A 26,526-nucleotide genomic window follows, 5' to 3' on the forward strand; every position below is an offset into this window, starting at 1 on the left:
GGGCCCTTCGGCCCGACCTATGACCGGCACCCCACCTCCCGGCCCGCCCCGGGTGCAGACCAGGATCACCGTGCCCGACTCGAAGATCATGGTCAATCTGCTCGGCGCAGGCGACGAGATCCTCCGACTCGTCGAACGCTCGGTCAACAGTGACGTGCACGTCCGCGGCAACGAGATCACCATCACCGGTGACCCCGCGGACAACGCCCTCGCCGAGCGGGTCTTCAGCGAGCTGCTCGAACTCATCGAGAAAGGCGAGACCCTGACCACTGACGCCGTCCGGCGTACCGTCGGCATGCTCGAGCAGGGCAGCGCCGAGCGGCCCGCCGAGGTCCTGACGCTCAACATCCTCTCCCGTCGCGGGCGCACCATCCGACCCAAGACCCTCGGTCAGAAGCGCTACGTCGACGCCATCGACTCGAACACCATCGTCTTCGGCATCGGCCCGGCCGGCACCGGCAAGACCTACCTGGCGATGGCGAAGGCCGTCCAGGCGTTGCAGGCCAAGCAGGTCAACCGGATCATCCTGACCCGGCCGGCGGTCGAGGCGGGGGAGCGGCTGGGCTTCCTGCCCGGCACGCTCAACGAGAAGATCGACCCGTACCTGCGCCCGCTCTACGACGCGCTGCACGAGATGCTCGACCCGGAGACGATCCCGAAGCTGATGGCCCAGGGGACGATCGAGGTCGCGCCGTTGGCCTACATGCGTGGTCGGACGCTGAGTGACGCGTTCATCATCCTGGACGAGGCGCAGAACACCACGCCCGAGCAGATGAAGATGTTCCTCACCCGACTCGGCTTCAACTCCAAGATCGTCGTCACGGGCGACGTCACCCAGGTGGACCTTCCCGGCGGGACGACCAGCGGTCTGCGGGTGGTCCGCGAGATCCTGGAAAACGTCGAGGACGTGCACTTCGCCCAGTTGTCCAGCTCCGACGTGGTTCGCCACCGGCTGGTCGGGGAGATCGTCGACGCGTACGCCCGCTGGGACGCCGAGCGGGAGAACCAGCAGGCACAGGGCGTCCACGCCGTGCCCGGGCGACCCGCCCAGGGCGGCCGGGCCGGCCGCCGCCGCTAAAGCAGAGGAACGCAGTTGTCCATCGAGATCGCCAACGAGTCCGGTGTCGACGTCGACACCGACGCCGTGCTCGCCGTCGCCCGGCACGCCCTCGACGAGATGGGGGTCAACCCCCTCGCCGAGCTGTCCGTGCTGCTGGTCGACGTCGAATACATGACCGAGCTGAACCACCACTGGATGGGCGGCGACGGGCCGACCGACGTGCTCGCCTTCCCCATGGACGAGGGCAGCGTCGACCACGGCCCGGGTGAGTCCGCGCCGGCCGGTGGCGAGCCGGCCCTGCTCGGCGACATCGTGCTGTGCCCCGAGGTGGCGGCCAAGCAGGCGGCGACGGCCGGGCACACGCCCGCCGACGAGCTGCACCTGCTCACCGTGCACGGGGTGCTGCACCTGCTCGGTTACGACCACGCCGAGCCGGAGGAGGAGCGGGAGATGTTCGGGCTCCAGGCCCGACTGCTGGCCAGCTGGCGGTCGACCCGCACCCAGTGATGTCCACTCCTCCGTTACTCGCGGCCGGTGCCACCGCCGGCCTACCTGACCTGCAGCTGATCGTCTTCGCGGCCGGCCTGGTGGTGTTGGCCGGCCTGATCGCGATGACCGAGGCGGCTCTCGCCGCGGTCTCGCCGGCCCGGGCCGCCGAGCTGGCCCGCGACGGTGTGCGTGGTGCCAAGACCCTTCAGGTCGTCGCCGGCGACGTCGTCCGGCACCTCAACCTGCTCCTGCTCCTGCGACTGCTCGCCGAGTTGACCGCCACCACGCTCGTCGCGTTGGTCGCGGTCGACAGCTTCGGCGCGGGCTGGCGGGCCGCACTGGTGACCGCCGGCGCGATGACGGTGGTCAGCTTCGTGGTGGTCGGCGTCGCGCCGCGCACCATCGGCCGGCAGCACGCGTACGCCGTGGGTCGAGCGGTCGCGCCGATGGTCCGCTGGCTGGGCCGGGCGCTCAACCCGCTCGCGTCGTTGCTGATCCTGATCGGCAACGCGGTCACCCCGGGGCGCGGCTTCCGGGAGGGGCCGTTCGCCACCCAGGTGGAGCTGCGGGAGCTCGTCGACCTGGCCGAGCAGCGCGGCGTGGTCGAGCACGGCGAACGTCAGATGATCCACTCGGTCTTCGCGCTCGGCGACACCATCGCCCGCGAGGTGATGGTGCCGCGTACGGAGATGGTGTGGATCGAGGAGGGCAAGACGCTCGCGCAGGCGCTGGTGCTCTTCCTACGCTCCGGTTTCTCCCGCATTCCGGTGATCGGCGAGAGCGTCGACGACGTGTTGGGTGTGCTCTACCTCAAGGACCTGATCCGTCGTTCCCGGGGCGGCGACCCGCAGGCCGAGCAGTTGCCGGTGGCCGAGTTGATGCGCCCGGCGACCTTCGTGCCGGAGTCCAAGCCGGTCGACGACCTGCTGTCGGAGATGCAGGCGGCCCGCAACCACCTGGTCATCGTCGTCGACGAGTACGGCGGCACCGGCGGTCTGGTCACCATCGAGGACATCCTGGAGGAGATCGTCGGTGAGATCACCGACGAGTACGATGTCGAACGCCCGCCCGTCGAACGTCTGGCGGACTCCTCGGTGCGGGTGACCGCCCGCCTGCCGGTGGAGAACCTGGGCGAGATGTTCGACACCGACCTGCCCACCGACGAGGTGGAGACGGTCGGTGGCCTGCTCGCCCAGTCGCTGGGGCGGGTGCCGATCCCCGGCGCGGAGGTCGAGGTCGCCGGCCTCCGGTTGGTCGCCGAGGGCACCACCGGCCGGCGAAACCGGATCGACACCGTCCTGGTCAGCAGGGTCGAGCCGGGCCACGAACACGACATCGCGGGACGGCACGAACACGACACCGCGGGGCGCGGCGAGCAGGGCAGCGCGGGGCGGCATGAGAAGGACACCTCGGGGCGCCGCGAGCACGCCGGCCCCGGGGACGACACGGACAACTACCGAGACGACGAGAGGCAATCCGCCGATGCCTGACACACCCGCCGCGCCCACCGCCCGACCCACTCCCACCGCGGCGGCCGAGTTGAGCGCCGAGGACGGCAAGCTCGTCGTCCTGGCCCGGGGCGCCCGCGCGCGGGTCGGTGCCGTGGAGGGCGCCGCGGTCCGGGATCAGGACGGGCGGACGTACGCGGCGGCAAGTGTCGCGCTGCCCTCGCTGACCCTCACCGCGTTGCAGTTGGCGGTCGCGTCGGCGGTGGCGGCCGGGGCGAGCCGGCTGGAGGCCGCGGTGGTGGTGACCGAGGCGTCGACGCTGGACGGCGCCGGTCACGCGGCGGTACGCGACCTCGCGGCCGACGCCCCGATCCACGTTGCCGCACCCGACGGCACGGTCCTCGGCACGGTGACCCAGTGAGCCCCGTGCAGGACCCGGAGACGCGGCCGTACCGGGCCGGTTTCGGTTGTTTCGTCGGTCGGCCCAACGCGGGCAAGTCGACGCTGACCAACGCCATCGTCGGCACCAAGATCGCGATCACCTCGAACAAGCCGCAGACCACCCGGCACGTCATCCGGGCCGTGCTGCACCGCCCGGAGTCGCAGCTGGTCCTGGTCGACACCCCGGGCCTGCACCGCCCTCGGACGCTGCTCGGCGAACGCCTCAACGACCTGGTCCGGTCCACCTGGACGGAGGTCGACGTGATCGGCCTCTGCGTCCCGGCGAACGAGCCGGTCGGACGCGGTGACAAGTTCATCACCTGCGAGTTGGCCGAGTTGAAGGCGACGGTGCTGGCGGTGGTCACCAAGACCGACCTGGTGGACAAGCGCCAGTTGGCCGAGCAGTTGCTCGCGGTCAGCAAGATGGGAGACTTCGCCGAGATCGTGCCGGTGAGCGCCGTGGCCGGGCACCAGGTGGACACTCTGGTCGACGTGATGACGAAGTATCTGCCGCCGTCGCCGCAGCTCTACCCGGACGACATGCTGACCGACGACCCCGAGCAGGTTCTCGTCGCGGAGCTGATCCGTGAGGCCGCGCTGGAGGGGGTCCGTGACGAGCTGCCGCACTCCATCGCCGTGGTGGTCGAGGAGATGATCCCCGAGGGGCAGGTCATGAAGATCTACGCCGACCTGTACGTGGAGCGGCCCAGCCAGAAGGCCATCGTTCTCGGTCACAAGGCGAGCCGGCTCAAGGAGGTCGGCACCAACGCCCGTCGGCAGATCGAGGAGCTGCTGGGCGGCCGGGTCTATCTCGACCTGCACGTACGGGTGGCGAAGGACTGGCAACGCGACCCGAGGCAGCTGCGCAAGCTGGGCTTCTGATCCCACCGCACGAACCAGCCGGCCGATCAGGCCGGCGATCACGGGGTACGGCTGTCGCCGTACCCCATGATCGTCTTCGGTCGTGTCGGTGGAAAGATTCACGTTCGGTCGGGGGTGTTGTCCGTTTCGCGCGGGCACCGCGCAGGGTAGGGGAACTACGCCAAGCGTCCCCGACCGAGATGCAGGCTGATGCGCAACAGGTACCTCGACGTGCTCCGTTTCCTGGCCATCGTCCGAGTGGTCGTCTACCACGTCACCGGGTGGGCGACCCTCACCCTCGTCTTCCCCGCCATGTCGGTGATGTTCGCGCTGGCCGGTTCGTTGATGGCCGCGTCGCTCACCCGCTCCGGGCCGGCGGCGGTCGGACGTCGGCTGCGTCGGCTGCTGCCGTCGCTGTGGGTGCTCGCGGCGGTTTTCGTGCCGGCGATGCTGCTCAGCGGGTTGCCGGTGAGCCCTCGGGTGCTGCTGTGGCTGTTCCCGATCGCCGACCCACCGGCCAACGACTGGGGCGCCCTGGCCCTGAGCGTCATCTGGTACCTCCGCGACTACCTGTGGTTCGTGCTCGCCTCACCTGTCGCGTTCTGGCTCTTCCGGCGTGCCCCGCTGCCAACCCTGCTCGCCCCGTACCTCCTCCTGGTGGCGATCGAGGCGGGGATCTACCCGGCGCCACCGGTGCTGCGCGAGTTCGGGCTGTACTTCGGAGCGTGGATGCTGGGCTTCGCCCACCACGCCGGGATGCTGCGCCGGCTCTCCGGCCGGGTGTTGTACCCGGCGGCGATCGCCCTCGCGGTGGGCGGCGGCGCCTGGATCGTCGGGCATCCGGGCCCCCGCGGCTACGACCTGAACGACAACCACCTGGGCAATGCCCTGTGGTCGGCCGCGTTCATCCTGGTCGTCCTCGGTCGGGCTCCCTCCGGGGTGGAGTGGCTGGGCCGGAGCCGGCTGGCCGACCGGGCGGTGACGGTGGTCAACCGGAGGGCGCTCACCATCTACCTCTGGCACATGCCGTTCGTGGTGGCGCTCACTCCGCTGGTCGACGTGGTGGGCTGGTCCCACCAGGATCCGGTGGGGCTGGCCATCCGGGTGTTGCTGGTCTTCGCGCTGGTCGGCCTGGTCACCCTCGCCGTCGGCTGGGTCGAGGACGTCGCCGCCCGCCGTCGCCCGGAGGTGATCCCCGGTGGCCCGAGCCGACCGGCGATGGTGCCCGCCCAACGGCCGGCCGGGGAGCAGGCCACCGTCGACGTCAACGCTGGCTGATCGTCACGTTGCCGCTGCCGGCCGAACCGTCGAGCACCAGCGACGCGGCCGGGTCGTCGGCGACGGTGACCCGCGCGTCACCGGAGTCCGCGCCGGAACGCACCCGGTAACTGCCCGGCGGCACCAGCAACATCACGTCGCCGCTGGACGCGTGCGCCCGCGCCGCAGCCGGTTTGTCCAGCTCGACGGTGACATTGCCGGAGCCGGCCTCGGCATCCGTCGTGCCACCGAGCCGCCGTGCGGTGATGTCACCGGACCCGGCGCGCAGGCGGACGGCCCCGCTGACCTCGCTCACGTCGATGTTTCCGGAACCGGTCTCCACCTCGACCTTGCCGCTCGCGTCGACGACCCGCACGTCACCCGAGCCCAGCCGAAGCTCCACCGCACCGACCTTGCTCAGCTCCACGTCGCCGGAACCGGACTCGCCCTGGAGGGCCACGCCCTCCGGCACCGTCACCTCGTAGGAGACGCTGCACCGGTCGCCACAGTTGGTGTCCAGCACCAGCTCGCTGCCCTTGATCTCGTACCGGGCCCGGGGCTCGCCACCCTGGTAGCGCACCACCCGCTTGATCCGCGCCTCCGCCGCCGTGCCGGTGCCCCGGACGACCACGTCGCCGGAACCCGGCAGCACCCGGATGCTGGTGATCTGCACCGGCTCGGTGTCGTCGTAGTCGAGCCGACGCATGGCCAGGTTGTCACACCCGGCAAGCACGATGAGAGTGGTTGCCAGCCCCAGGGCGACGGGGGCGGTGACGCGGCGACGGAGACCGCCGGTGGTCGGTTGCATTGCCATGGCCAGCACGCTACGGCCGGTGAAGAGCCGCGCGCATCGGGGTTACTCCGCGCATCCACCCCGAACCAACCCTGATTTCACACCCCGAGGGAGAATGGCCCGATGGCCGGGTACCGCCGACAGCTCTACCGCGACGACGCGGTGGTGCTGCGTGTGCAGAAACTCGGCGAGTCCGACCGGATCATCACACTGCTCACCCGTCGACACGGCCGGCTGCGGGCGGTGGCCCGAGGGGTCCGCCGCACCATGAGCAAGTTCGGCGCCCGGCTGGAACCGTTCGGCCACGTCGACCTTCAGCTCGCCGGTGACCCGAAGGGCAACCACGGCAGCGCGCTGCACACCGTCAGCCAGGTCGAGGGCATCGATCTGTACGGCAAACGGTTCCTGGGGGACTATCCGCGATACACGGCGGCCAGCGCGATCGCCGAGACCGCCGAACGGTTGACCCCGGTGGAGCGGGAGCCGTCGCTACGGCTGTTCCAGCTCACCCTGGGCGCGCTGAAGGCGCTGTCCCGGGGCGAGCACGCCACCACCCTGGTGCTCGACGCGTACCTCCTGCGGGGGATGGCCCTCGCCGGTTGGGCGCCGGCGCTGATCGCCTGCGCCGTCTGCGGCACGCCGGGTCGGCACCGGGCGTTCTCGGTGCCGGCCGGCGGCGCGGTCTGCCCGGACTGTCGACCACCCGGCGCGGCCCACCCCGCGCCGGCCACCATCGACCTGATGTCCGCGCTGACCACCGGCGACTGGGTGCTCGCCGACGCCACCGACACCGGGGTACGCCGGGAGTGCAGCGGGCTCGTCGCGGCTCACCTGCAGTGGCACCTGGAACGCGCGCTACGCTCGCTGCCGCTGGTCGACCGGGGTCCCTCGGCGGCCGGCGCGGCCTCGCCACCGGAAGGCGCCGGGGCCGTGGTGCTCCGGCCACGTGGCGACGTCGAGGCCGGGGCGGACGGCGCGAACAGGGAGTGACCGAGTGATCCGATCGAAGAAGGCCAGCCGGCGCGAGCCGACGCCGCCGACCCCACACCCGTCCGGCGCCCGGCCGCCGGCGCTGCCCGCCGGGGCGGTGCCGAAGCACGTGGCGGTGGTGATGGACGGCAACGGTCGGTGGGCCAAGGACCGCGGGCTGCCCCGCACCAAGGGGCACGAGGCGGGGGAGCACAGCCTCTTCGACACCATCGAGGGTGCCATCGAGATGGGCATCCCGTACCTGTCGGCGTACGCGTTCTCCACCGAGAACTGGCGGCGCTCGCCGGACGAGGTCCGGTTCCTGATGGGGTTCAACCGGGACGTCATCCGTCGTCGCCGCGACCAGTTGGTCGACCTCGGCGTCCGGGTGGTCTGGTCGGGTCGACCCGGGCGGTTGTGGAAGAGCGTCATCTCCGAGTTGCAGACCGCCGAGGAGATGTCCCAGGGCAACTCCACGCTGACCCTGCAGTTCTGCGTCAACTACGGCGGGCAGGCCGAGATCGGCGACGCCGCCGCGGCGATCGCCCGGGACGTGGCTGCCGGTCGACTGGACCCGGCGAAGGTCACCGAGAAGACCGTCGCGAAGTACCTCTACCACCCGGAGATCCCGGAGGTGGACCTGTTCCTGCGCCCCTCCGGGGAGGAACGGATTTCCAACTTCCTGCTCTGGCAGACCGCGTACGCCGAGTTGGTCTTCCTGGACACGCTCTGGCCCGACTTCGACCGCCGCCACCTCTGGTACGCGTGCGAGCTGTTCGCGCAGCGGGACCGCCGCTTCGGCGGGGCGCTGCCCAACCCGGTCGCCCCGGTTCTGAGCTGACGCGCTTACCCGCACGTCACACTGGGTATCAGTGATGTCAGAAGCTACTGACGGAGGTGAACCCACATGATCCAGAAGCGCATTGCCCAGTGGGCGGTGATGGCGGTCGCGGTGCCACTCGCGGCTGCCGGTGCCCGCCGACTCAGCCACACCCTGGAGGCCCGCCGTGGTCCCTCCGGAGCGACCCGGCTCCTGACCAAGGGTGCCGACCTGATCCGCCCCCAGCAGGCCAAGCGCCGCCGTTTCTTCTGACCCCGACACCCCTGGCGCCGCCCGCGATCCTGCGGGCGGCGCTTGCGTTGCTGTGCGGCGCCGCGTTGGAGCGGCGCTGTGTCGGTGCGGCGCTGTGTCGGTGCGGCGGCGCGGCGGCGCGGTGGAGCGGTGATCTACTCCGGGTCGGCGATGTGGGGGTATCCCGGTGAGGTGACACCCCCACATCGCCGACCTCGTGTGGATCAGAGGGCGCTGCTCTGCTGTTCCGGGATGCGGGGCACTGGCGGCGGGTAGGGTCCGAAAGTGGCGGGCCGACGGCGGTTGGAGTGCGCATGCGGGATCTCCGGTTCAAGATGATCATGGCGTTGAACGCGGCCGATCTGGGTGACCCGATCTGCGAGCAGGTGGCTGACATCTGTGCCGAGATCGCCGAGCAGCACTGCGCCGAGTTCGGCCACACACCGCAACTCCGGACCGGCGAGATCGCCGAACTGGCCACCGGAGAACCGGCCCTGACCTGGGCGCCGTCGACCCCCGACGCCGGGCAGCGTGCCTGGTGACCGCGCCAGCCCCCGCAGTGGACGTCCGTCGCGCCGACGACCGCTTTGCCACCCAGATCTCCTGGCTGGACTCGAAGCACTCGTTCTCGTTCTCCCGGCACTACGACCCGGCCAACACCCACCACGGTCTGCTGCTGGTCAACAACGACGACGTGGTCCGGCCGGGCGCCGGCTTCGAGACCCACCCGCACGAGGACATGGAGATCGTCACCTGGGTGCTCCGCGGCTCCCTGGTGCACCAGGACTCCACCGGGCACTCCGGGGTGATCTACCCGGGGCTGGCGCAGCGGATGAGCGCCGGCACCGGGATCCTGCACTCGGAGAAGAACGACGCCTGGCGGCTCAACAACCAGGAACCGCACAGCGATCCGGTCCACTTCGTGCAGATGTGGGTGCTCCCGGACGAGCAGGGCGTCGACCCCGGCTATGAGCAACTGGAAATCGAGGACGAGCTGCTCCGTGGCGGCCTGGTGCCGATCGCCTCCGGGATGGACCGCTACGACGGCGCGTCCGCGATCCGGATCCGCAACCGGTACGCGACGCTGCACGCCGCCCGACTCGCCCCCGGCGACGAGGTCACCATCCCCGACGCGCCCTTCGTGCACCTGTACGTGCCCGACGGCACCGTCACCCTGGAGGGCAGCGGGCCACTCGGCACCGGTGACGCGGCCCGGCTGACCATGACCGGCGGCCGACGCGTCACCGCCGACGAACCGGCCGAGATCCTCGTCTGGGAGATGCACGCCACGATCAACTGACCGGGGGCATGCGCACGTGTCGCCTGCCGTGCTGCCTCGCCTGCCGTGCTCGCCTGCCGTGCTCGCCGGGTGAGCGGCAGCGCGGCCACCGTTGGCGTGGATCCCATGATCGTGCTCGAACATGGATGTAGTGGCCTCCCATCATCAGGAGGCCACTACATCAGGGATCGAGCACGATCATGCCGTGGGCCGTGGGCCGTGGGCTTGTTTACGCCGGCGACTCGGTGCGGTCGGCGGCCCAGGTGGTGTGGAACGAGCCGTCCCGGTCCACCCGCTGGTAGGTGTGCGCGCCGAAGTTGTCCCGCAGGCCCTGGATCAGCGCGGCGGGCAGCCGCTCGGCGCGCAGCGCGTCGAAGTACGCCAGCGACGACGAGAACGCGGGCGTCGGCACACCGGCCCGGGTCGCGTCGCCCACCACCCGTCGCCAGCTCGGCACACCGGCGGCGACGGCGTCGGCGAAGTACGGTGCGACAAGCAGCGTCGGCAGGTCGGGCTGCTGGTCGTACGCCTCGCGGATGCGGTCGAGGAAGCGGGCCCGGATGATGCAGCCGCCCCGCCAGATCGTCGCCGTGCCGCCGAGGTCGATGTCCCAGTCGTACTCCTGGCTGCCGGCCCGGATGTGGTCGAAGCCCTGCGCGTACGCGACGATCTTTGAGGCGAGCAGCGCCCGACGGACGTCCTCGACGAACGCCTCCCGGTCGGTGACCTGCCACTTCTCACCCGCGTCGGGGAATGCCCGGCGGGCCGCCTCCCGCTGGTCGACGTGCCCGGACAGCGAGCGGGCGAAGGTGGCCTCGGCGATCCCGGTGATCGGGATGCCCAGGTCCAGGGCGCTCTGCACGGTCCACCGACCGGTGCCCTTCTGCTCGGCCCGGTCCTGCACGATGTCCACGAACGGTCGGCCGGTCTCCGCGTCGGTGTGCGCGAGCACGTCGGCGGTGATCTCGATGAGGAACGACCCCAACTCGCCGTCGTTCCAGTCGCGGAAGATCTCCGCGATCTCCGCCGGCTTGGCGTCCAGACCGGAGCGGAGCAGGTCGTACGCCTCGGCGATGAGCTGCATGTCGGCGTACTCGATGCCGTTGTGCACCATCTTGACGAAGTGCCCGGCGCCGTCCGGCCCGACGTGCATGCAGCACGGCACACCGTCCACCTGCGCGGCGATCTTCTCGAACATCGGCCCGAGCTTGGCATACGACTCGGTGGAGCCGCCCGGCATGATGCTCGGGCCGAGCAGCGCGCCCTCCTCACCACCGGAGACGCCGGTGCCGCTGAAGTGCAGCCCTTGCGCGCGCAGCGCCTCCTCTCGACGGCGGGTGTCGGCGAAGTGGGCGTTGCCGCAGTCGACGATGATGTCGCCCTCGTCCAGCAGCGGCACCAACTCGTCGATCACCGCGTCGGTCGGCGCACCGGCCTTGACCATGACGATGACCGCGCGAGGTCGTTCCAGTGACGCCACGAAGTCGGCCATCGTCTCGCCCGGCACGAAGGTGCCCTCGTCGCCGTGCTCCGCGACCAGGCTGCGGGTGCGCTCCGGCGACCGGTTGTGCACTGCCACCGTGAAGCCGTTGCGGGCCAGGTTGCGGGCCACGTTGCGACCCATCACCGCCAGCCCGGTCACACCGATCTGTGCCTTCGCCTGCTCAGCCATCCGTGCCGCCACCTCTCGTCACCACTATTGGCGTTCCGAACCTATCGTGATGTGGGCCGATCCGGGACCAGTGATCCACCCTCTGATACGCGGGGTGGTCGCGAAGCTGCCGATGGTGGCGGCGTGACCGGTCAACCCTCGGCGAGACGGGCTTCGACCCGGGCGACCTTGCCGGTGAGCGCGTCGGTGACCCCGGGCCGGACGTCGGCCTTGAGTACCACGCTCACCCGGGGCGCCCGTGCGGCGACGACGTCGACAGCGCGCTTCACCACCGCCATCACCTCGTCCCACTCGCCCTCGACGGTGGTGAACATGGCATCGGTCCGGTTGGGCAGGCCGGACGCCCGGACCACCCGCACCGCCTCGGCGACCAGGTCACCGACGGAGTCGTCGCCACCGAGCGGGGTGATCGAGAACGCGATCAGCATGTGCCGATCGTGCCATTAAATCGGGTGCGCGTCCCGTCGGGCGGCCGTTAGGGTACGGACATGCGTTACTGACGCCCCCTCTTCCGAGCCGGCCCGCCGCCCCGCGCCGCGGTCCGTGCGCTCGCGGGCGTCCGCATGTCCCCTCCGCCGTTCGGCGGCGCTGGCTGTGTCCGATCCCGGCGAGCAGTCCCTCCACCGTTCGGCCGTCGCATTGCGACGTTCACCAGCCGATCCGACCGGCCGCCGGCGCGCGGGACCGGCCGTTCCGGTCGGCATTGAAGGAGGCCCGCATGCCTGCCAGGCGCAATCCGAAAAAGTCCCGTAGAACACCGCTCGGCACCAACCCGACGACCGAGCACGGCCGTCCCCGAGCAACCCGCCCCGACGTCGACCTCGCGGTCGAGCCGGCGGTCCACGCCGAGCGGGCAGTGCCGGCCGACTCGGCGTCGCGGGCGGTGCTGGCGGAGCCGACGCTGCCGGCGGTGCTGGCGGAGCCGACGCTGCCGGCGGTGCTGGCGGAGCCGACGCTGCCTGCGGTCCTGGTCGAGCCGGCGATGTCGGCGGAGCCGGCGGTGCGGGTCGAGTCGGCGGCGGCGCTCGATGAGCTGACGACGTCGATCGACGTGCCCGCGGCAGTCGACGCCCCGGCGGTGGGAGACCTGCCGAAGTCTGCCGGGCGACCGGCGGCACCGACGGCCGGACCGCCCCAGGGCCGCGGCGGTCGCTCGGGCGGCGGCCGCAGCCAACAGGCCGGCCAGACCCGCCGCTACGCCTTCCGCCGCAGCTGATCGGACGTCCCGGCGCCCCCCACGGAGCGGGGGCGCCAGGACGTGGCAGCAATATCAGGGATGTAGTGGCCTCCTCCGCCAACGAGGCCACTACATCCTGTTGTTGCGCGGATCTTGGCGGCGGGTGGCCAGCGGCGGGCGGCGGGGCGGGCGGCGGGCGGGCGCCCAGGCGGCGGAGCGGCGCGCTCAGCCGATCAGGGGGCGGAAGGTGCCGAGGAGGACGCTCGTGGCCAGGGCCGCCCCGGCCAGGGCTGCCGCGCCGGCGACGAGGAGCCAGTCGGTGCGGGTGAAGTGCTGGCGGCGGGCCACGGTTCGGGGCGTACCGGCGTCGAAGCCACGCGCGTCCATCGCCACTGCCAGCCGGGTGCCCCGGCGGATCGCCCCGACCAGCAGCGCGAACGCGGTGGAGGCGAACAGTCGCAGCTTGGCGAAAGGGTTGCGTCCCGCGTCGACGCCCCGTGCCCGCCGCGCCATGCTGATCATCTGCCACTCCTGACCGAGCAGCGGCACCAGCCGGAACGCGGCGAGCGCTCCGATGGCGAACCGGGCCGGCGCTTTCGCGTTCTGGATCAAGGCGTCGGCCAGGTCGGTGGGGTCGGTGGTCGCGAAGACGATCACACCGGGCAGGGCCACCGCGAAGACCCGCAGCACCAGGCCGAGCGCGGTGAGCAGCACGCCGGTGCTCACGAACACCGGTCCCGCGTCCAGCAGGACCCGGCCGGACCGGTCGGCGGCGAAGAGCACCAGGGTGACCAGGATGCCGACGGCGCTGAGGAGCAGTGGCCAGGCCCGTCGCGCCAGCACCCGGTAGCGGATGCCGAACAGCGGCAGCACGGCGAGTTCGAGCGCGATGGCTATCGCCGGCGCCACCGGGTCCAGAGTGGCCAGCAGGGTGAACGAGAAGATCAGGGCGGCGGCGAGCTTCGCCACCGGGTTACGGCGGGCCAGTGTTGCACCGGGCGCGGCGACCGGCTCGATGCCGATCATCGGTCGTCGCCCGGGGTCGCCCGTAGGGTGACGCTGCGGTCGGCGAGCGCGGCGACGAAGTCCGCGTCGTGGGTGACTGCGACGACGCCGTGTCCGGCGTCGCGCAGGTCGGCGAAGAGGTCGACCAGCTCCCGCCAGGTCCGCCGGTCCTGACCGAAGGTGGGTTCGTCGCAGATCAACAGGCGGGGCGCGGTGGCCAGGGCGGTCGCCACGCTCAGCCGCCGCGCCTCACCACCAGAGAGGGTGTACGGGTTGGCAGCGGCGAGTCGGGCCAGCCGCAGCCGTTCCAGCAGTTCGGCCACTGTCTCCCTGACGGCCGACTCGGGTTGACCGGTCCGGCGGGGGCCGAGCGCCAGCTCGTCGAAGACAGTGCTCGTGACGAACTGGTGCTCCGGGTCCTGGAAGACCGAGCCGATCCGGCGGGCCAGGGCGGGGGCGCGCCAGCGGTGCGGGGGAGTGCGGTGGTCCGCGCCGGCCAACTCGGCGGACGCGGTGACCCGCCCCGTGCCCGGCCGGAGCAGCCCGCCCAGCAGCAACGCCAGGGTGGACTTGCCGACGCCGTTGGGTCCGCGGACGGCGAGCGCCTCGCCGGCGCGTACCCGAAGGTCGGTGGAGGCCAGCCGGGGTGGCAGGCCGAGCCGGTCGGCGGTGAGCAACAGCTCCCCGGCCGCGGCGGTGGCCGGGCGGGGCGCGACGGGGTGACCCGGCACCCACACCCCTTCGGCGGCCAGGGCGGCGCCGTGGGCGGCGAAGACGGCTTCGGGTGTGCCGTCCGCGCGGACCCCGCCGCCGGGTGCCAGGACCACCACCCGGTCGACCAGTGGCAGCGCCTCGGCGACCCGGTGCTCGACCAGGATCAGTGTGGTGTCGGAGTCCAGCGCGCCGGCCACCGCCTGCCGGATCAGCTCGGCCCCGGCCGGGTCGAGGTTGGCGGTCGGCTCGTCGAGCAGCAGCAGGCCGGGGCGGAGGGCGAGCGCGCCGGCCAGGGCGAGGCGTTGCTTCTCGCCGCCGGAGAGCGCTGCCGTGTTGCGGTCCCGGGGGTACGGGAAGCCGACGCGGTGCAGCGCCTCGTCCACCCGGGGCCAGATCTCGTCGGTCGGCACACCCCGGTTCTCCAGCCCGAAGGCGACGTCGTCGCCGCAGCGCGCCATCACCAGTTGGGTTTCCGGGTCCTGGAAGACGATGCCGACGCGCTCCCGTCCCTTGCGGGGGTCGAGCCCGTCGATCTCGACGATGCCCTCCTGCTCACCGGAGTCTTCGGGGAGCAGCCCGGCCAGCGCGCTGAGCAGGGTGCTCTTGCCGGCCCCCGAGGGGCCGAGCAGCAAAACCCGTTCGCCGACCTCGACCCGCAGGTCGACCCCACGCAGAGCCCAGGCCCGCCGCCCAGCGTGCCGCCAGCCGAACCCCCGCAGCAGTACTCCGCCCACCACCGAACCCGCCCCTCTTAAACCCCGTGCCCCACCCTGTGAACGGTCGATCATGAGGTTGACGTGGTTCTGGCGATCCATCCGCCTGTCAACCTCATGATCGACGCGAGTGGGCGGGTCAGATGAGGGCGCGGTTGCGGCCTGCCGGGAAGCGGTCCAGGACGCCGGTGTCGGCCAAGGCCCGGGTGAGCAGCCAGCCGCCGAGGCCGGCGATCACGGTGGCGCTGACGATCGTGATGACGAGGATGGGCAGCCGGAAGCTGAGAAAATCTAGTTCGCTGTAGTACCGAACCTGATCGAAGATCGCGGCAGCCAGGCCGGCCAGCGTGCCGGAAAGGACGGGCGCGGGAAGGCGAAACGATCGGTACCGGAAGGCAGCGAATCCCAGCTCGGCGCCGACCCCCTGGAAGGCGCCCTGCATGACGGCGACCAGGCCCCATTGGCTGCCCAGGAGTACGGACACGAGGGCGGCGAGGAACTCGCAGTAGAAGGCCGCGCCGGGTCTTCTGATCACCAGGCCGCCCAGCACGCCGGGCAGCAGCCAGACGCCGTACAGCAGAGCCTGAGCCGGCGGGAAGAAGGTGAAGGCCCCCTCTGTCGCAGACCACAACAGGCCCCAAGCCCAGAAGATGACGCCGAAGGCGACCCCGAACACCGACGCGATGATGATGTCGATGGTGCGCCAACGGTTTGTGGTGTTGTCCATGCTGTGCTCCCAGTTCAGTGAACGAACCAGGAGAAGACGCACGCCGCGTCCGGTGGCACCGGACTGCGGCGCGGCTGGAGGTCGACCGAACTCCCTGCGCTGGCATTACCCAGATCAGGTTCGAGGGTCTGCGGGCGTGCCCGCACTCTCAGCGCTGTGCGCTCCCCTGTCGGATGTGAAGTTGTCTCCCGAAGGCTAGCATGGGTGACTCGTTGTCACTTAAATGGGCGTCGGAACGCAGTTATGGGTAATGCAGCGTAAGGGGTCCCGGCGAAGTGCGGGACCCCTTACGGTGATGCCGAAATAAAGGCAAGTCTTAACCGATCGTGCAGAGAGCCTTACCTGAACTTACCGAGCAGTTCACGTTAAGCCCGTCGCTAAACTTGACCCATTTGAAAGCCGGAACATTGTAGGTGCGGCCACCGGTCCGGTTTTCCTTGACAGTGTAGGCCGATTCGACCATGAAGGCGTCCGTGTCGAAGTTGGACCCGCGAATCTGGTCGTCGGATTGCCCTGATGGTAGCCACCAGGTAGTGCATGCGTAGGTGGTGCTTGCACCTGTTGCGATCCAGGTGGGGCAACTGGTGGAACCGCCACCGAGGTCGGCGATCTTCACCGTGTAGCTCGAAGGGAGCCGATTGGTCACGTCCCCGTCGGTGACACCGAGTGGACTTACGTCCGCTTCTGTTCCGTTCGAGATCGCGGGTTCGGCCGGACGTGGCGCGGCCGATGCCTGACCTGGGATGGCTATGGCGGCTGCCGCGAGGGCGGCCAACGCCATGATTGCAGACTTGCGTCGAGACATTTATCCCCCGTAAAAGGCGGGCCAGCAATGTCACTCTGGCCGTTGATGTGAGTGAATGCTGCCACACGGCTGCTGGCTTGGCAATGCTTGCGATCGATCCGATGAGAAGGGCGGGTGGGCTGCGAGCGACAAGATGTGCGGAGTTGCGGAAACACAGGGTGGTCCCTGTTGATTAGTGCGGCTTGAAGGCTTGGTCGTTCGGTCGCCGAGCCACATAGGCGTGATGGCCGCATATATCACACCCGCATCTGTAATGAGGGGCCAAATGCCGCCGCACGCGGTTCCGCCGATCCGTGGGTAGGCTGACGATCATGCGGGTCGACGCGCGAGGTCTCACGTTCGAGGTAACCGTCGGTGGTCCGCCGGACGGCGTACCGGTTCTGCTTCTGCACGGTTTCCCGCAGCACAGCGGTGAGTGGGACGACGTCGTCCCGGCGCTGCACGCCGCCGGCCTGCGCACCTACGCGCTGGACCAGCGGGGTTACTCGCCGGGCGCGCGGCCCACGGAGGTGGCCGACTACCGCATCCCGGAGTTGGTCGCCGACGTGGTGGCGGTGCTCGACGCCCTCGGCCTGGACGCCGTCCACCTGGTCGGTCACGACTGGGGCGCGGTGGTGGCCTGGGCGGTGGCCGCCCGGCACGCCGACCGGGTCCGCACCCTGACCGCGGTGTCCGTGCCACACCCGGCGGCCATGGCGTACGCCCTGACCAACGACAGCCAGCAGAAGGCCCGGTCGTCGTACATCGCGCTGTTCCGAAAGCCGGACAAGGCGGAGAAGGTGCTGTTGGCGTGGCATGCCACCGCGTTGCGCAAGCTGCTCAGCGGGGTCGGCGACCGTACCCGGGTGGACCGCTACGCCGACCCGATGCGCGAGCCGGGGGCGCTCACCGCCGCGCTGAACTGGTACCGGGCGATGTCCCGCGCCGACCTGGCCGCGGTCGACCCCGTCGCGGTGCCCACCACGTACGTGTGGAGTGACCGGGACGTCGCCATCGGCCGGCCCGCCGCCGAGGCGTGCGCGGCGAACGTCACCGGCGACTACCGCTTCGTACAGTTGGCCGGTGTCAGCCACTGGATCCCGGATGCGGCGCCGGGCCCACTCGCCGAAGCGATCCTGGCCCGGGCCGGCGGAACGGCCTGAGTGGCGGTGGGTCGATCCGGTGGTGGCCGTCGGTACCCCTGGTCGACGTGCTCCGCGGGGGCGCGGTTGACTGGTTGGCCCGCAATCGGACGACGGAGGACGCATGACGGTGAGTGCCGACGACTACCTGGCCGTGGTGACCGAGACGATCGGCCGGGTGGCCGCCAGCCAGCGGGAGGCGGTGGGCCGGGCCGCCGACCTGATCGCCGAGGCCGTACGCGCCGACGGTGTGGTGCACGCGTTCGGCACGGGGCACTCGGAGGCCCTCGCCATGGAGATCGCGGGTCGGGCGGGTGGTCTGGTGCCGACCAACCGGATCGCGCTGCGCGACCTGGTGCTGCTCGGCGGTGAACCCGCCGACCGGCTCGGTCCGATGCTGGAACGGGACCCGAGCGTGGCGCACCGCCTCTACGAGTTGGCCCCGGTGCGGCCCACCGACGTGTTCGTGCTCGCCTCCAACTCCGGGGTCAACGGGGCGATGGTGGAGTTCGCCAGCCTGGTCAAGGAGCGCGGCCACGGGCTGGTGGCGATCACCTCGGCGCAGCACTCCGGCCGAATGACCTCCCGGCACCCGTCCGGGCGCAAGCTGAGCGACCTCGCCGACGTGGTGCTCGACAACGGAGCTCCGTACGGCGACGCGACACTGCCCCTTCCCGGCGGTGGCGCGGTCGGCGCGGTCTCCTCGATCACCGCGGCCCTGCTCGCCCAGCAGGTCACCGTGGAGGTGGTGGCGCGGTTGCTGGCGGCAGGGGAGCGGCCGCCGGTCTACCTGTCGGCGAACATCCCGGACGGCGACGCGCACAACACCGAGTTGGAGGCCCGGTACGCGGGTCGGATCCGGCGCGGGTCCTGAGGCTGCCGGCGACGGCTCGGCCGGCGCTTGTGGCCGAGGTGCGTCCCCGAGGTGAACGGGATATGTCGTGAACCTGTTTCGCGCTCGGGCGGGTGGGGCATTGGCGTTGCTGCCGGCGGCCGGGACCGCCGGCAGTAGCGTCTCACCGGAGGTAGCGCGTGTCCAAGGAGACCGAGAAGCAGCGCTGGCAGCGCAACTTCGCCGACCTGCTCCAGGAGTTGCGGGTCGCGCAGACCGGCGTGCAGATCCTCTTCGCCTTCCTGCTCACCCTGCCGTTCAGTAACGGGTTCACCCGGACCAGCGAGTTTCAGCGAGACGTCTACATCGTCGCGCTGCTCGCGGCGGCCGCCGCCACCGCACTGATCATCTCGCCGGTGGCGTTCCACCGGGCGTTGTTCCGCCAGGGGCGCAAGCCGGAGTTGGTGCGGTTCGCGCACCGGATGGCCACCGGTGGCCTCGCCTTCATGCTGATCGCCATGGTCAGCGCGGTGCTGCTGATCACCGACTTCGTGCTGGACCGGCCGATCGCCTTCCTGCTCAGTGCCCTGACCGGCATCTGGTTCCTCGTGTTCTGGATGATCCTGCCGTTCGTCCGGCGCAACTGGGGTGAGGACGACATCGACGACGATGACGATGATCCGGACACGACCATCGGTCGCTGACCGCCCCGATCTGCACGCACCGCTACCCCTGGGTAACAACCGGGGGTAGCGTGGCGGTAGCCGCATCGAGCTTCGAGGGGGCAGCCGTGACCACGACGCAGAACGGCCGATCGGCACCGGACGATCCCGACTCCACAGCCACCACAGGTGCCGCCGCGCCACTACCGGCAGAGGCCGGGCAGGTCTCCGAGAAGGAGGCCCGGCAGGTCGCCGAGGCCGCTCGCGAGTCCACCTGGGACCGACCCAGCTTCGGCAAGGAACTGTTCCTCGGTCGGTTCCGGCTCGACCTGATCGACCCGTGGCCCCGATCCGACCCGGGCGACGTGGCGCGCGCCGAGGACTTCCTCGGCCGGTTCCGCACCTTCCTGACCACCGAGGTGGACGGCGCGGCCATCGAACGCGACGGCTCCATTCCGGACTCGGTGTTCCACGGCCTGGCCGACCTCGGCGCGTTCGGCATGAAGATCGACCGGAAGTACGGCGGGCTCGGCCTCAGCAACCTGCACTACTGCCGGGCGCTGATGCTCGCCGGTTCGGTCAGCCCGGCCATCGGCGCGCTGCTCTCCGCACACCAGTCGATCGGTGTGCCGCAGCCGCTGAAGATGTTCGGCACCGCCGAGCAGAAGCAGACCTTCCTGCCCCGCCTCGCCGCCGGCGAGGTGTCCGCGTTCCTGCTCACCGAGCCCGACGTCGGCTCCGACCCGGCCCGGCTGGCCACCACCGCCGAGCCGACCGAGGACGGCACCGGCTACCGGCTCAACGGGGTGAAGCTGTGGGCCACCAACGGCATCGTGGCCACCCTGCTGGTGGTGATGGCCCGGGTGCCGGCCAGCGAGGGGCGTCGAGGCGGGATCACCGCCTTCGTCGTGGAAGGCGACAGCGAAGGCATCACCGTCGAGCGGCGCAACGAGTTCATCGGCCTGCGCGGCCTGGAAAACAGCCTCACCCGGTTCCACGACGTGTTCGTACCCGCCGAGAACGTCATCGGCGGCGAGGGCAAGGGGCTGAAGATCGCCCTGACCACGCTGAACACCGGCCGGCTGTCGCTGCCGGCGATGTGTGTGGGCGCAGGCAAGTGGGCGCTGAACGTGGCCCGGGGTTGGGCCGCCGACCGGGTTCAGTGGGGTCGGCCGGTGGGCGAGCACGAGGCGGTCGCGCAGAAGCTCTCCTTCATCGCCGCCACCACGTACGGCATGGAGACCATGCTCGACCTCTGCTGCCTGCTCGCCGACGACGACCGTAACGACATCCGGATCGAGGCGGCGCTGGTGAAGCTGTACGCCAGCGAGATGGCCTGGACAATCGCCGACGAGCTGATCCAGATCCGGGGCGGGCGCGGCTACGAGACGGCCGACTCGCTGGCCGCCCGGGGCGAACGCCCGGCCGCCGTCGAACAAATGATGCGCGACCTGCGGATCAACCGGATCTTCGAGGGCTCCACCGAGATCATGCACCTGCTGATCGCCCGGGAGGCGGTCGACGCCCACCTGTCGGTGGCCGGCGACATCATCGACCCGGACGCGGGGCTGGGCCGCAAGGCCAGAGCCGGCGCCCGCGCCGGCGCCTTCTACGCGAAGTGGCTGCCCACGCTCGCCGTGGGCCGGGGGCAGAGCCCTTCGGCGTACGCCGAGTTCGGGCCGCTCGCCGCACACCTGCGCCAGGTGGAGCGGTCGTCGCGCAAGCTGGCCCGGTCGACGTTCTACGCGATGTCCCGCTGGCAGGGAAAGATGGAGCGCAAGCAGGCGTTCCTCGGTCGTGTGGTGGACATCGGCGCCGAGCTGTTCGCGATGTCGGCGGTCTGTGTCCGGGCCTACGCCGAACGGGACACCCGACCGGAGAACGTCGAGCTGGCCGACCTGTTCTGCCGGCAGGCGCGGGTGCGGGTCGACGCCCTGTTCGCCGCACTGTGGGACAACACCGACTCGGTCGACACCATCGCCGCGAAGCGGATCCTCGCCGGCCGGTACGCGGGTCTGGAGGAGGGTGTGATCACCCCGTCCGACGAGCTGCCCTGGGTCGCCGGCTGGACTCCCGGCCCGTCCACCGCCGAGGACGTCCGCCGCCGGATCCCACCGAAACCGTGACCCGTGTCGTGCGGGCCGGTCTCGTGCGGGCTGGTCTCGTGCGGCGTGCGGGCTGGTCTCGTGCGCGCTCAGACCTCCGCGGGCCGACTGATGCGCGCGGGAGCACGTTTTGCCCGGGTCGTGCGGCTTGATCGACTGCATATCGGCGAGGTGGTGGTATCCCGCCGCCTCGATAGCCCTACATCGCCGACCTGGAGTTGATCAACCGGCAGGCAGTGCGGAGGCGTGCGCCGCAGCGGCGGTCAGCGGGAAACCGCCCAGGCCAGCACGCCCGCCAGGATCAGGCCGTTGAGCCCGGCCAGCGCGAGGTACGCCGCAGGCGGGATCTTCTTGCCCCGCCGGAGGAAGGCAACCAGGACGGCGGCGTAGCCGAGCAGAAGGACGGCGATGACGACGAGGAAGTAGAACACCCGAAGACCTTAGCGGCCCGGGCCGCGCCGGCCTGAGTCGGCGCAGCGCACACGCCCAGCGGGTCCACCGCGCCTTCCCTTGATCAGGTGATGAGAAGTAGCTCGGACACAGCGCGGAGACCTACTTTTCATCACCTGATCAAGGCGGGCCGCAGCGGTGACCCGTGACGCGAGGCACTGGGTGACCCGTGGCGCGGGGCGCGGCGGTGACCCGTGGCGCGGGGCGCAGTGGTGACCCGTGGCACGAGGCGCGGGGGGTGGCTCAAGGCGGGGGAGGCTCAGCGGTCCCGGCTGCGGAGGCCTAGTTGGCGCAGCTCCAACGCGGCCAGCGCGTCGACTGTGGCGTCGTCGCCGCGCCGCCACGCCTCGGCGACGTCCGGCGCGATCCGGGTCAGCCGGCCCAGCGGCTGGGTGGCCAGCGCGCGCAGGGCGAGCAAATCCCGGCCGGCCGGCCCGGCGGCCAGTTTCGCGGCCGACCCGGCCCGGTGCATCCAGCGCACCCGCAGCGGCAGCCATCCGAAGAGCACCAGGCCGAGCGGGAAGATCAGCACTGCGATGGCGAGGGCGAGGGCGAGCTGGTCGACCAGGTGTTGCTGGTCCCGCCCGGCGTCGGCGAGCCCTCGGGCGGCGTCGGCGGCCTGCCGGAAGGGCGCGGTCAGCTCGTCACCTACCAGCGGGACCCGACGGACCTTCCCGCCCGCGTCGGCGAGATTGTCGGCGAGGCCACTGCCGGCGCCCTCCAGCTTCTGCCCCGGTACGGCGAGCTTCTGCACCAGGTCGTGCAGCCACAGCGCGCCCCGAATCGCCGCGTACACCCAGGCGACGACGAGCAGGTCGGTGAGCAACTGACGGGCGGCGGTCGGAAACCGATCGGCATAGATTTTCACGCCGGACAGCGTGCCACGAACGACGACGCCTCGGCACCCGTCGATCGGCGGCCGGCCTGCACGGCCGGTGGGGCGGTAGCCGACGGTGTCGCGGGCGAGCAGGACCGCGCGAGCGCCGCGCCGGCCGGCGCATCAACTACGGCCGGGGCACCCACTACGCCGTGGCGTACGAGTCGTGGATCAGGCGAGCCGCAGGTCCACGAACGCGATGGTGTCGCCCGGCAGGACGTATCGGTCGATCTCGACGAAGCCCTGGTGGCGGGCGAAGCGGAGGCCGTCGTCGTTGGAGGCCAGGACGACGGTGTGCACGACCTGCGCGCCCAGCTCCCGGGCCTTGGCCAGCCCGCGCTGGTAGATCTGCGCCCCGAAGCCCTGGCGACGCTTCTCGGGCAGCACTCGCGCAATCACGGTCGCCGGCTCGGACGTCGGGGGTCGCACCGTCGAACAGCCCACCGGCACCCCGTCGACGTATGCGACCTCAAGGATGTTCCGCTGTGCGCGGACGGTGATCTCGTCGGCCGACAGCGGATCGGTGGGGATGATCAGATTGTGGATGTGTTGCCAGTCGAGCGTCGTCGCGTCGCTGCCCACCGCCTGGACCCGCCCGAACTGAAGATCTGTCACGCGGACAGGTTAGTCAGCGGACGCAGGTCGGGCAGGTGCCGAAGATCTCCAGGGTGTGACTGACATCGGCGTAGCCGTGCTGCGCGGCGACCCGGTCGGCCCAGCTCTCCACGGCCGGGCCGGCCACCTCGACGGTGCGCCCGCAGGCCCGGCAGACGAGGTGGTGGTGGTGCCCCTCGCTGCACCGGCGGTAGAGGTGCTCGCCGCCCGGAGGACGCATCACGTCGATCTCGCCGGCGTCGGCGAGCCCCTGGAGGGTGCGGTAGACGGTGGTCAGGCCGACGCGCTCGCCGCGCTGCCGCAGCATGGCGTGCAGGTCCTGGGCGCTGTGGAAGCCCTCCATCTCGCCCAGCAGCGCGCTCACCGCCGAGCGTTGCCGCGTGTTACGCACCGCGGCGCTGCTCTCGCTCATGATCCCTCCCCGGCGTGGCTGACCGCGTCCGCCACGATGTGTGCGACGTGCTCGTCGACGAGGCTGTAGGCGATCTCCCGACCACGGCGGGAACCGCGGACCACTCCCGCGCCGCGCAGCACCCGCAGGTGCTGGGAGACCAGCGGCTGCGCGGCGCCCAGTTTCTCCACCAGCTCGTGCACGCATCGTTCACCATCGGCCAGCTCGCTGACGATGGCCAGCCGGATCGGCGCGGACAGGGCGCGGAGCAGCTCGCTGGCCCCGTCGAACCCGTCGTAACCCGTCGCGCTGGTCATCTTGCAACGGTAACCAATACCACCGACGTCCCGCTGCTCAGGATCAGCTCAGCACGACCTCGTGCGGTTCCGGTGCTGGTGCGGCGGCCGGTGTCGCCCGGCGGCGCAGCGTCCGCCAGACGCCGCCGGCCACGGCTACGACCAGGAAGGACGCGATCGCCACCAGCACCACCGAGGCGCCAGGAGCGGTGTCCGCCGTCGCCGCCACCCAGACACCGGAGCCGGCGGCGAAGAGTCCGAGCGCCATCGCGGCGGCCATCGTGCTGCGGAACCCCCGGGTGACCTGCTGGGCGGTGGCCACCGGCACCACCATCAGCGCGCTGATCAGGAGCACCCCGACGGCCCGCATCGCGATGGTCACGGTGACCGCTGTGGCGACCGCGATCAGCAGGTTCAGCGTGCGGACCGGGAGACCGGAGACCCGGGCGTACTCCTCGTCGTGGCTGACCGCGAAGAGCGCCGGCCGCAGCGCGATCATGGTGACCAGGATCGCGGCGCCGAGCACCCCGATGGTGACCAGGTCGGCGGGCGAGATGGTGGTCAGTGACCCGAACAGGTAGGCGTTGAGGTTCGCGCTGGTCGCGTCCGAGAGGCCGACCAGCAGGACACCGCCCGCGATGCCGCCGTAGAAGAGCAGGGCCAGGGCAAGGTCACCGGAGGTACGCCCTCGGGCGCGCACCAACTCGATGGCGACCGCGCCGATGGTGGCGGCGATCACCGCGACCAGGACCGGCGAGCGGTTGAGCAGGAGACCGGCCCCGACGCCGGTCAACGCCACGTGCCCGACACCGTCACCGATCAACGCCAGCCGGCGCTGCACCAGGTAGATGCCGAGCGCCGGGGCGGCCAGGCCGATCACCAGAGCGCCGATCAGGGCACGCTGCATGTAGGGGTACTGGAAGAGTTCCATGGGTCAGTTGCTCCACAGCCCGGCGGGCTCGTCGTAGCAGTGCGGGTGCACGTGGTCGTGGTCGGGCGCAGCGTGGTGCCCGGCCGGGTCCGGCACCGCGCCGTCGTGGGCGATACGACCCTCGTGGACGACGACCGCCCGGCTGATCACCGGCCGTAGGGGGCCCAGCTCGTGCGCGACCAGCAGCACCGTCCCGCCGTCGCCCACGAAGTCGCGCAGCGCGCCGGCGAACGCCTCCTGGCTGGCCGCGTCCACTCCGGCGGTGGGCTCGTCGAGGACCAGCAGCTCCGGTTTGCCGGCCAGGGCACGGGCGATCAGGGTGCGCTGCTGCTGGCCGCCGGAGAGCGTGGCGACGGGGTCACCGGCCCGGTCGGCGAGCCCGACCGCGACCAGCGCGGCGTCGACGGCGGCGCGGTCGGCGCGACCCGGTGGGCGGAGCACTCCCCGGCGGGCCAGCCGGCCGGAGGCCACCACCTCGCGGACGGTGGCCGGCACGCCTCCACCGGCGCCCAGGCGCTGCGGGACGTACCCGATGCGGGCCCACTGCCGGAAGCGCCGCAGCGGCCGGTCGAAGAGGGTGACCGAGCCGGCGCTCAGCGGCACCAGCCCGAGTACGGCGCGGATCAGGGTGGACTTGCCGGACCCGTTGGCGCCGAGCACCGCGACGACCTCGCCGGCGGTCACGGTGAGCGAGATGTCCCGGAGCACGGGGCGGCCGTCGTAGCCGACCACCCCGTGCTCGACGGTGATGACAGGTGCGGTCACGAGCAGCTCAAGGCCGTCTGCAGGGTCTGCAGGTTGGTACGCATCACCGAAAGGTAGTCCCCGTTGCTGCCGGCGGCGAGCCCTTCGATCGGGTCCAGCACGGCGGTCTTCGCGCCGACCTGGCCGGCGATGGTCTCGGCGACCTTCGGGCTGACCAGCGTCTCGAAGAAGATCGTGGTGGCCTGGTGCTCCTTCGCCTCCTCGATCACGTGCGCGAGCCGCTGCGGCGAGGGCTCGACGTCCGGGCTCAGCCCGGTGATGCCGACCTGGTCGAGCTGGTACCTGTCGGCGAGGTAACCGAACGCCGCGTGACTCGTCACGATCTCCCGCCGCTGGCAGGTCGCCAGACCGGTCTTGAACTCGCCGTCCAGGGCCGTCAGGTCGGCGCGTAGCGCCGCGGCGCGGGCGGTGTAGTCGGCGGCGTGGTCCGGGTCGGCAGTGCCGAGCCGCTGGGCGAGCTGGTCGCCGATGCCGGCCAGCCGGGTGGGGTCGAGCCAGACGTGCGGGTCCTTGCCGCCGCTCTCCTCGGTGTGACCCTCCTCGCCCTCGTGGTCGTGCCCGCCGGCGGAGGCGTCCAGCAGCGGCTGCACGCTCGTCACGTCGAAGGCCCGGTCGCCGCCGTTCTGCGCGACGGCGTCGTCCACCGCAGGCTGGAAACCCTTGAGGTAGACGATCAGCTCCGCGTCACTGACCTGGCCGACCTGGCTCGGGTTGAGCTCCAGGTCGTGCGGCTCGGCACCGGGCTTGGCCAGGTTGGTCACCCGGACGGCGTCGCCGCCGATTCGCTCGGACAGGAACTGGAGTGGGTAGAACGCGGCCACCACGTCGACTCTCTTCGGGTCGGCGCCGGCGGAGTCGCCGGTGGAGCAGCCGGCGCCGGCGCCCAGGGCGAGCAGGGCGGTCGCGGCGGCCAGGACACGGTACGGGGCGCGGTTGTTCATGTCATCAACTGTCCGTGGCAACGATAATGATTGTCAAAAACGCATGAACGCATGATTG

Annotated in this window: 31 protein-coding genes and 1 riboswitch; of the genes, 16 read left to right on the forward strand and 15 right to left on the reverse strand. The window is 71.1% G+C overall.

Annotation, left to right across the window (positions count from 1 at the left end):
- The first annotated feature begins 19 nt into the window (after nucleotides 1-19).
- From O3438_RS29150 to O3438_RS29175, 6 genes are all read left to right on the forward strand, one after another.
- The gene (locus O3438_RS29150; RefSeq protein ID WP_269682781.1) at nucleotides 20-1,078 is read left to right on the forward strand and encodes a PhoH family protein; all 1,059 of its coding nucleotides are present in this window, start codon (nucleotides 20-22) and stop codon (nucleotides 1,076-1,078) included.
- A gap of 15 nt (nucleotides 1,079-1,093) precedes the next feature.
- On the forward strand, nucleotides 1,094-1,567 hold the full coding sequence (ybeY, locus tag O3438_RS29155; protein ID WP_088988085.1) for an rRNA maturation RNase YbeY: 474 nt from the start codon (nucleotides 1,094-1,096) through the stop codon (nucleotides 1,565-1,567).
- A complete protein-coding gene (locus O3438_RS29160; protein ID WP_332367502.1) occupies nucleotides 1,543-3,039 on the forward strand; it encodes a hemolysin family protein in 1,497 nt (498 codons plus the stop codon). Before ybeY ends, O3438_RS29160 begins: the two co-directional genes overlap by 25 nt.
- Entirely contained in the window at nucleotides 3,032-3,418 is a 387-nt protein-coding gene (locus O3438_RS29165; protein ID WP_269682782.1) for a cytidine deaminase, read from the forward strand. Before O3438_RS29160 ends, O3438_RS29165 begins: the two co-directional genes overlap by 8 nt.
- Before the next feature lie 5 nt (nucleotides 3,419-3,423).
- Nucleotides 3,424-4,320, forward strand: a complete 897-nt coding sequence (era, locus tag O3438_RS29170) for a GTPase Era (protein ID WP_442929747.1) — start codon at nucleotides 3,424-3,426, stop codon at nucleotides 4,318-4,320.
- Between the two features lie 189 nt (nucleotides 4,321-4,509).
- The gene (locus tag O3438_RS29175; RefSeq protein ID WP_269682784.1) at nucleotides 4,510-5,577 is read left to right on the forward strand and encodes an acyltransferase family protein; all 1,068 of its coding nucleotides are present in this window, start codon (nucleotides 4,510-4,512) and stop codon (nucleotides 5,575-5,577) included.
- On the opposite strand, the gene O3438_RS29180 is transcribed toward O3438_RS29175, so the two are convergent.
- Nucleotides 5,564-6,370 (reverse strand): DUF4097 family beta strand repeat-containing protein, encoded by an 807-nt coding sequence (locus O3438_RS29180; protein WP_269682785.1) that lies wholly within the window; start codon nucleotides 6,368-6,370, stop codon nucleotides 5,564-5,566. The two genes, O3438_RS29175 and O3438_RS29180, sit on opposite strands and share 14 nt — an antisense overlap.
- Before the next feature lie 102 nt (nucleotides 6,371-6,472).
- On the opposite strand from O3438_RS29180, the gene recO reads away from it, so the two are divergent.
- The 5 genes from recO (at nucleotide 6,473) to O3438_RS29205 (ending at nucleotide 9,690) form a co-directional block, all read left to right on the forward strand.
- Nucleotides 6,473-7,339 (forward strand): DNA repair protein RecO, encoded by an 867-nt coding sequence (recO, locus tag O3438_RS29185; protein ID WP_145779420.1) that lies wholly within the window; start codon nucleotides 6,473-6,475, stop codon nucleotides 7,337-7,339.
- A 4-nt stretch (nucleotides 7,340-7,343) separates the two neighbouring features.
- Nucleotides 7,344-8,159, forward strand: coding sequence for an isoprenyl transferase (locus tag O3438_RS29190; RefSeq protein ID WP_145779421.1), 816 nt, complete (start codon nucleotides 7,344-7,346; stop codon nucleotides 8,157-8,159).
- A gap of 66 nt (nucleotides 8,160-8,225) precedes the next feature.
- Nucleotides 8,226-8,411 carry a hypothetical protein gene (locus O3438_RS29195; RefSeq protein WP_269682786.1) on the forward strand — a complete coding sequence of 62 codons (186 nt, stop codon included), beginning with the start codon at nucleotides 8,226-8,228 and terminating at the stop codon, nucleotides 8,409-8,411.
- A 293-nt stretch (nucleotides 8,412-8,704) separates the two neighbouring features.
- A complete protein-coding gene (locus O3438_RS29200; RefSeq protein WP_088988091.1) occupies nucleotides 8,705-8,932 on the forward strand; it encodes a thioredoxin reductase in 228 nt (75 codons plus the stop codon).
- On the forward strand, nucleotides 8,929-9,690 hold the full coding sequence (locus O3438_RS29205) for a pirin family protein (protein ID WP_269682787.1): 762 nt from the start codon (nucleotides 8,929-8,931) through the stop codon (nucleotides 9,688-9,690). Before O3438_RS29200 ends, O3438_RS29205 begins: the two co-directional genes overlap by 4 nt.
- A 208-nt stretch (nucleotides 9,691-9,898) precedes the next feature.
- Here the strand turns inward: O3438_RS29205 and gndA are convergent, their stop codons facing one another.
- Both gndA and O3438_RS29215 read right to left on the reverse strand, forming a co-directional pair.
- Nucleotides 9,899-11,341, reverse strand: coding sequence for an NADP-dependent phosphogluconate dehydrogenase (gene gndA, locus O3438_RS29210; RefSeq protein ID WP_269682788.1), 1,443 nt, complete (start codon nucleotides 11,339-11,341; stop codon nucleotides 9,899-9,901).
- 131 nt (nucleotides 11,342-11,472) lie between these two features.
- Nucleotides 11,473-11,769, reverse strand: coding sequence for a thiamine-binding protein (locus tag O3438_RS29215; protein WP_269682789.1), 297 nt, complete (start codon nucleotides 11,767-11,769; stop codon nucleotides 11,473-11,475).
- 290 nt (nucleotides 11,770-12,059) lie between these two features.
- Between O3438_RS29215 and O3438_RS29220 the strand changes: the two genes are divergently transcribed.
- Entirely contained in the window at nucleotides 12,060-12,557 is a 498-nt protein-coding gene (locus O3438_RS29220; RefSeq protein ID WP_269682790.1) for a hypothetical protein, read from the forward strand.
- Between the two features lie 186 nt (nucleotides 12,558-12,743).
- Here O3438_RS29220 and O3438_RS29225 read toward each other — a convergent pair whose 3' ends face one another.
- The 4 genes from O3438_RS29225 to O3438_RS29240 form a co-directional block, all read right to left on the reverse strand.
- Nucleotides 12,744-13,544 carry an energy-coupling factor transporter transmembrane component T family protein gene (locus tag O3438_RS29225; protein ID WP_269682791.1) on the reverse strand — a complete coding sequence of 267 codons (801 nt, stop codon included), beginning with the start codon at nucleotides 13,542-13,544 and terminating at the stop codon, nucleotides 12,744-12,746.
- Nucleotides 13,541-14,971: an ABC transporter ATP-binding protein gene (locus tag O3438_RS29230; protein WP_269683791.1), complete on the reverse strand. Its 1,431-nt coding sequence runs from the start codon at nucleotides 14,969-14,971 to the stop codon at nucleotides 13,541-13,543. Before O3438_RS29230 ends, O3438_RS29225 begins: the two co-directional genes overlap by 4 nt.
- A gap of 118 nt (nucleotides 14,972-15,089) precedes the next feature.
- On the reverse strand, nucleotides 15,090-15,677 hold the full coding sequence (locus O3438_RS29235; protein ID WP_269683792.1) for an ECF transporter S component: 588 nt from the start codon (nucleotides 15,675-15,677) through the stop codon (nucleotides 15,090-15,092).
- 73 nt (nucleotides 15,678-15,750) lie between these two features.
- A riboswitch (TPP riboswitch) is annotated at nucleotides 15,751-15,855 on the reverse strand.
- Between the two features lie 138 nt (nucleotides 15,856-15,993).
- Entirely contained in the window at nucleotides 15,994-16,458 is a 465-nt protein-coding gene (locus O3438_RS29240) for a hypothetical protein (protein ID WP_269682792.1), read from the reverse strand.
- Nucleotides 16,459-16,793: 335 nt separating this feature from the next.
- Here O3438_RS29240 and O3438_RS29245 point away from each other — a divergent pair, with 335 nt between their 5' ends.
- The 4 genes from O3438_RS29245 (at nucleotide 16,794) to O3438_RS29260 (ending at nucleotide 21,223) form a co-directional block, all read left to right on the forward strand.
- Complete coding sequence (locus tag O3438_RS29245) at nucleotides 16,794-17,624, forward strand: alpha/beta fold hydrolase (RefSeq protein WP_269682793.1); 831 nt, start codon at nucleotides 16,794-16,796, stop codon at nucleotides 17,622-17,624.
- 103 nt (nucleotides 17,625-17,727) lie between these two features.
- A complete protein-coding gene (locus O3438_RS29250; protein WP_269682794.1) occupies nucleotides 17,728-18,477 on the forward strand; it encodes an SIS domain-containing protein in 750 nt (249 codons plus the stop codon).
- Between the two features lie 158 nt (nucleotides 18,478-18,635).
- Nucleotides 18,636-19,139, forward strand: a complete 504-nt coding sequence (locus O3438_RS29255) for a DUF6328 family protein (RefSeq protein ID WP_269682795.1) — start codon at nucleotides 18,636-18,638, stop codon at nucleotides 19,137-19,139.
- An 86-nt stretch (nucleotides 19,140-19,225) separates the two neighbouring features.
- Nucleotides 19,226-21,223, forward strand: coding sequence for an acyl-CoA dehydrogenase family protein (locus tag O3438_RS29260; RefSeq protein WP_269682796.1), 1,998 nt, complete (start codon nucleotides 19,226-19,228; stop codon nucleotides 21,221-21,223).
- 242 nt (nucleotides 21,224-21,465) lie between these two features.
- On the opposite strand, the gene O3438_RS29265 is transcribed toward O3438_RS29260, so the two are convergent.
- The 8 genes from O3438_RS29265 to O3438_RS29300 all read right to left on the reverse strand — a co-directional run bounded on the left by O3438_RS29265 (nucleotide 21,466) and on the right by O3438_RS29300 (nucleotide 26,468).
- Nucleotides 21,466-21,633: a hypothetical protein gene (locus O3438_RS29265; RefSeq protein ID WP_167393621.1), complete on the reverse strand. Its 168-nt coding sequence runs from the start codon at nucleotides 21,631-21,633 to the stop codon at nucleotides 21,466-21,468.
- Nucleotides 21,634-21,911: 278 nt separating this feature from the next.
- Nucleotides 21,912-22,520: a hypothetical protein gene (locus O3438_RS29270; RefSeq protein ID WP_269682797.1), complete on the reverse strand. Its 609-nt coding sequence runs from the start codon at nucleotides 22,518-22,520 to the stop codon at nucleotides 21,912-21,914.
- 180 nt (nucleotides 22,521-22,700) lie between these two features.
- Nucleotides 22,701-23,144, reverse strand: coding sequence for a GNAT family N-acetyltransferase (locus O3438_RS29275; RefSeq protein WP_269682798.1), 444 nt, complete (start codon nucleotides 23,142-23,144; stop codon nucleotides 22,701-22,703).
- 13 nt (nucleotides 23,145-23,157) lie between these two features.
- A complete protein-coding gene (locus O3438_RS29280; protein WP_088988099.1) occupies nucleotides 23,158-23,556 on the reverse strand; it encodes a Fur family transcriptional regulator in 399 nt (132 codons plus the stop codon).
- Complete coding sequence (locus O3438_RS29285; protein ID WP_088988100.1) at nucleotides 23,553-23,852, reverse strand: ArsR/SmtB family transcription factor; 300 nt, start codon at nucleotides 23,850-23,852, stop codon at nucleotides 23,553-23,555. The genes O3438_RS29280 and O3438_RS29285 overlap by 4 nt, the downstream gene beginning before the upstream one ends.
- 43 nt (nucleotides 23,853-23,895) lie before the next feature.
- Nucleotides 23,896-24,762, reverse strand: coding sequence for a metal ABC transporter permease (locus O3438_RS29290; protein ID WP_269682799.1), 867 nt, complete (start codon nucleotides 24,760-24,762; stop codon nucleotides 23,896-23,898).
- 3 nt (nucleotides 24,763-24,765) lie between these two features.
- Nucleotides 24,766-25,527, reverse strand: coding sequence for a metal ABC transporter ATP-binding protein (locus O3438_RS29295; RefSeq protein WP_269682800.1), 762 nt, complete (start codon nucleotides 25,525-25,527; stop codon nucleotides 24,766-24,768).
- Nucleotides 25,524-26,468: a metal ABC transporter substrate-binding protein gene (locus tag O3438_RS29300; protein ID WP_269682801.1), complete on the reverse strand. Its 945-nt coding sequence runs from the start codon at nucleotides 26,466-26,468 to the stop codon at nucleotides 25,524-25,526. The genes O3438_RS29295 and O3438_RS29300 overlap by 4 nt, the downstream gene beginning before the upstream one ends.
- Nucleotides 26,469-26,526: the final 58 nt, after the last annotated feature.

Source organism: Micromonospora sp. WMMC250, from assembly GCF_027460215.1.
Taxonomy (GTDB): domain Bacteria; phylum Actinomycetota; class Actinomycetes; order Mycobacteriales; family Micromonosporaceae; genus Micromonospora; species Micromonospora taraxaci.

Excerpts from the sequence above, each read along its gene's own strand:
- O3438_RS29300 (WP_269682801.1), bottom strand. The coding sequence starts at position 26,468 with ATGAACAACCGCGCCCCGTACCGTGTCCTGGCCGCCGCGACCGCCCTG.
- O3438_RS29225 (WP_269682791.1), bottom strand. The coding sequence starts at position 13,544 with ATGATCGGCATCGAGCCGGTCGCCGCGCCCGGTGCAACACTGGCCCGC.
- O3438_RS29280 (WP_088988099.1), bottom strand. The coding sequence starts at position 23,556 with ATGAGCGAGAGCAGCGCCGCGGTGCGTAACACGCGGCAACGCTCGGCG.
- O3438_RS29175 (WP_269682784.1), top strand. The coding sequence starts at position 4,510 with ATGCGCAACAGGTACCTCGACGTGCTCCGTTTCCTGGCCATCGTCCGA.
- O3438_RS29180 (WP_269682785.1), bottom strand. The coding sequence starts at position 6,370 with ATGGCAATGCAACCGACCACCGGCGGTCTCCGTCGCCGCGTCACCGCC.
- O3438_RS29290 (WP_269682799.1), bottom strand. The coding sequence starts at position 24,762 with ATGGAACTCTTCCAGTACCCCTACATGCAGCGTGCCCTGATCGGCGCT.
- O3438_RS29165 (WP_269682782.1), top strand. The coding sequence starts at position 3,032 with ATGCCTGACACACCCGCCGCGCCCACCGCCCGACCCACTCCCACCGCG.
- O3438_RS29195 (WP_269682786.1), top strand. The coding sequence starts at position 8,226 with ATGATCCAGAAGCGCATTGCCCAGTGGGCGGTGATGGCGGTCGCGGTG.
- O3438_RS29240 (WP_269682792.1), bottom strand. The coding sequence starts at position 16,458 with ATGGCGTTGGCCGCCCTCGCGGCAGCCGCCATAGCCATCCCAGGTCAG.
- O3438_RS29285 (WP_088988100.1), bottom strand. The coding sequence starts at position 23,852 with ATGACCAGCGCGACGGGTTACGACGGGTTCGACGGGGCCAGCGAGCTG.
- O3438_RS29220 (WP_269682790.1), top strand. The coding sequence starts at position 12,060 with ATGCCTGCCAGGCGCAATCCGAAAAAGTCCCGTAGAACACCGCTCGGC.
- O3438_RS29200 (WP_088988091.1), top strand. The coding sequence starts at position 8,705 with ATGCGGGATCTCCGGTTCAAGATGATCATGGCGTTGAACGCGGCCGAT.
- O3438_RS29215 (WP_269682789.1), bottom strand. The coding sequence starts at position 11,769 with ATGCTGATCGCGTTCTCGATCACCCCGCTCGGTGGCGACGACTCCGTC.
- O3438_RS29235 (WP_269683792.1), bottom strand. The coding sequence starts at position 15,677 with ATGGACAACACCACAAACCGTTGGCGCACCATCGACATCATCATCGCG.
- recO (WP_145779420.1), top strand. The coding sequence starts at position 6,473 with ATGGCCGGGTACCGCCGACAGCTCTACCGCGACGACGCGGTGGTGCTG.
- O3438_RS29245 (WP_269682793.1), top strand. The coding sequence starts at position 16,794 with ATGCGGGTCGACGCGCGAGGTCTCACGTTCGAGGTAACCGTCGGTGGT.
- O3438_RS29250 (WP_269682794.1), top strand. The coding sequence starts at position 17,728 with ATGACGGTGAGTGCCGACGACTACCTGGCCGTGGTGACCGAGACGATC.
- O3438_RS29150 (WP_269682781.1), top strand. The coding sequence starts at position 20 with ATGACCGGCACCCCACCTCCCGGCCCGCCCCGGGTGCAGACCAGGATC.
- gndA (WP_269682788.1), bottom strand. The coding sequence starts at position 11,341 with ATGGCTGAGCAGGCGAAGGCACAGATCGGTGTGACCGGGCTGGCGGTG.